Origin of the sequence: Tistrella mobilis, from assembly GCF_039634785.1 — a bacterium.
Taxonomy (GTDB): domain Bacteria; phylum Pseudomonadota; class Alphaproteobacteria; order Tistrellales; family Tistrellaceae; genus Tistrella; species Tistrella mobilis.
The window spans coordinates 1-3,183 of record NZ_JBBIAB010000052.1; the positions used below are offsets into that span (position 1 = coordinate 1).

The following is a 3,183-nucleotide window of genomic DNA, read 5'->3' on the forward strand; positions in this document are numbered from 1 at the left end:
CCAACCGCATCTTCGAATCCTACGACCAGATCATCGCCATGTGCTGCCATGCCTGGAACAAGCTCATCAGACAGCCGTGGAAGATCATGTCCATCGGGTTGAGGCGCTGGGTTCATGGGTTCTGATTATTGCAGATTGATATTACCCGCAGCCCGGTCAAACGAACGCCGGAGCGTTTTGCCATCGATGGCGATTACGCCGGGACCATCGGCTCCGAGATCGTCGAGGAACTGTGAGAAGCACGCCGACAACGCTGCGGGATCGATCAGGCGGAACAGCCGCGAGAACGTGTCATGGCTTGGCAAGCCGTTGGGAAGGCTGAGAAACTCCCGGAAGAGCTCCTCGCGGTCCTCTGCGAAGTCGGCAAAATCGACGCAGCTCTCGCAGCCGCAGATCGAAGCCGTCAACGCGATCACCAGGAGGTCCAGAAGCTCATGGCGTCTCGCGTTACCCGTGCGCGGGTCGGGCACTTGGCGCAGGATGGTGATCAGAGATGGCATCGCCTTTACGCAGGTGTGGGATGCGCAACGCCACCGTCCCCGCCCGGGTCTCCCAGTCGCGCTCGCGGTAGCCGTTGCGGTGGACAAGGCGCTGATCGGGCTTGCGCTCACCATGCCCGGCGCCGGTCAGCGTCGCCACCTCCAACTCCATCAGCCGCTCGGCGGCAAAACCGATCATCTCGCGCAGCAGATCGGCATCTGCGCTCTTTTCCAGTAGGCCACGAAGGCTCATCATCTCATCGGTCATCGTCTTGATCCTTGGTTCGGTTGGGGGTTGCAACCAAACCTTACCGAAGATCGACGATGACCACCCCGATTTCGAGGGCGCCATCATCCCCAGGCAAACACTGTTTACACCATTCGGCGGGACGTGACCAAAATTCACTTTAAAGCCTACCCGAATGTTGCGAAGCTGATTGGTATGGAACCGGCGCAAACAGTATTGAAAATGCGATAGCATGAAATACAATACCCTGTGAACCCATATAATGATTGTCCACCATAGCCGTACATAGATAATATAAAACAAGGCGACGCTTCAAAAGATCCCCAGTGTTAACGGCAAAAACAGTTACATAAATGAACGCGCAAGCCGTTACCAGGAAACCCAGAACCCCATAGTAATAAAACGCACCGACCCAAGTCGAGTGAGGACTCAACAAATGTTGAGACCAGAATGTCGGATTTAGAACAAGGTACATAAATTCGGCGCTACCTCCGCCTCGCCCAAAAAGAATCGATACAGGGTCCTGAATAGCCCTTTTTATCAGGAACGCCCAAATTCCAGAGCGACCGGACGACAAATCTTGGACATTCCCGGATGCAGCGTCAGAAAGTCGCTGAACACCACTCAGATCATTGATAAGTGCGGTGACATCAGTAGTCAACGATATGACGGCTGCCAATATCACGATGGCGACGGCAAACCACCCGAAACGTTTCAGTAGATGAGGACCGTAAGCCACAGCTACAGCAATACCCAGCATATTCGCACGTGAGCCCGTTGCCAGCAAGGCTACGAACAATACAAGACAAATCAATGCTCTGATTAGCAGACTCACCTCTGATTTAGCGAGTGCAAAAATTATGCACAGCGCGGCCATGGAGCCGAACACATTAGGACCACCCGCATTCTCAAAAACGAGGCGCCCGTTCGCCCACGAAATTGTATCAAAAACAAAAATCGAAACAAAAACAAAAGTAGGCAGCCCAATACTAAGACCAAAGGCAATATTTCGGAGCGCTCGCATCGAAAATGTGTAACTGAGAAACGCAATCGAACAGATATATATAAGTATTTTCACAGTATCCACTGCATATCGTGGGCCAGGCCCGAAATAAATTGCTGACATCGCATTGAAACCAAAAAACAGCACAATCCAAGTTGTAAACTTCATTACATAAATAGGCGCAGTAATAAATGAAAAAAACATCGCAAACGCAATAAAGGCAATCAATAGGATGTGCGACAGGAAAAACTGAATATTCCCCATTATCGGTAAAGTCAGAAGCGACAACGCCACCCCAAATATAATAGCTCTACACTGTGATATCTCGAGTGGCTTCACCTCAGAAAAAGACATAACCATGCGCCCCCATGTTAAGTTATTTATTTGTGTCACGTTTCATATTCACAAGAGTATATTTTAGAAAATTGAAGCAGAATGTGACAACCCCTCCCATAATAAACGCAAGAAGAAAAACGATCAGAGGTCGCGGAATTACCGGATAGATAGACACGTTTGGCGGACTAATGAACTGCGCAGCAAAATAACTATCGCTGTGAGCAATAATACTACGGGTGTAAAAATTTGAATAAATTTCCGAGAGCGCACTTCGGGCTTCAAGAACCGGCGACTCCGAAATCCGATTCTGAAGGAAATTCTGCCACGCCTGAAGATGCATCAATTCATCATCGCGTACCAGCTGGTCAGCTCTATCGTGAATAATGATCAGAACTTTCTCCGCCAACTGGCGATCCCGCATTTTTATGCTAATATCAAAAATCGGCGCTGGCACTGTTTCAGGGGCGCTTCTCTGTTCAATTTCGATTTTATTATCGAGGACTTTCAAGACGTCGTCGATAGTAGGCTCAGTTGGCACCGCATAACCAAACCACTCGTCAAAAATATTTTCCCCAGATCGCCAAGTATTTGTCTCCTCATCCCACCGACCATCCATAAGTGCGCGCAGGATCTCTGGATCAGCCATCAACACTTCTGCAATAGGCCGGCTACGCAGGAGGTTTAAGTACATCTGAAACTTCGTAATTTTCTCGCTCAACCCCCCCCCCAAAAAGGAGAGAGGAGAGGCCGCCATAGCCCCCTGATTAACAAGATCAGCGGTCTGCTGAACCGCAGTCACGCTCATTTTTGCTTCATATTTATGAGGCAATAGGTTAAAAATAACCGCTATACCGAGAAAAATTGGAATGACAATAAAATACATCCACCATCGACGCCTCTGCGCTCTAAAGATCTCTGACATCCCGAATTCCATTATCAACTGCCTCTTCGATTTTTTCATCCGTGGGGCACGCCAAGTTTTCGTCAACACAGACGCCTCAGAGTCCGTCCGAGAAGTTATCTATGATTTCCGGCTCCTTGCGATTCTGCGCATCATGATCCGGATCATCGCGAGGCGGAGGAATGCCAAAGCCATCCGTGAGAGGTTCTCGAAGTCT

General features: G+C 49.5%; 2 protein-coding genes and 3 pseudogenes. 1 reads left to right on the top strand and 4 read right to left on the bottom strand.

Going from position 1 to position 3,183, the window contains the following annotated elements:
• Positions 1-125, top strand: a pseudogene (locus WI697_RS27340) (IS630 family transposase); the annotation flags it as partial.
• A gap of 21 nt (positions 126-146) precedes the next feature.
• Here the strand turns inward: WI697_RS27340 and WI697_RS27345 are convergent.
• From WI697_RS27345 to WI697_RS27360, 4 genes and pseudogenes are all read right to left on the bottom strand, one after another.
• A pseudogene (locus WI697_RS27345) lies at positions 147-500 on the bottom strand (ISAs1 family transposase); the annotation flags it as partial.
• A gap of 1 nt (position 501) precedes the next feature.
• Positions 502-747 (bottom strand): annotated as a pseudogene (locus WI697_RS27350) (transposase); the annotation flags it as partial.
• Positions 748-886: 139 nt separating this feature from the next.
• Positions 887-2,122, bottom strand: coding sequence for an O-antigen ligase family protein (locus tag WI697_RS27355; RefSeq protein ID WP_345960672.1), 1,236 nt, complete (start codon positions 2,120-2,122; stop codon positions 887-889).
• On the bottom strand, positions 2,106-2,999 hold the full coding sequence (locus WI697_RS27360) for a GumC domain-containing protein (RefSeq protein ID WP_345960673.1): 894 nt from the start codon (positions 2,997-2,999) through the stop codon (positions 2,106-2,108). The genes WI697_RS27355 and WI697_RS27360 overlap by 17 nt, the downstream gene beginning before the upstream one ends.
• Positions 3,000-3,183: the final 184 nt, after the last annotated feature.

Coding starts and splice junctions, on each gene's coding strand:
- WI697_RS27360 (WP_345960673.1), bottom strand. CDS start 2,999: ATGGAATTCGGGATGTCAGAGATCTTTAGAGCGCAGAGGCGTCGATGG.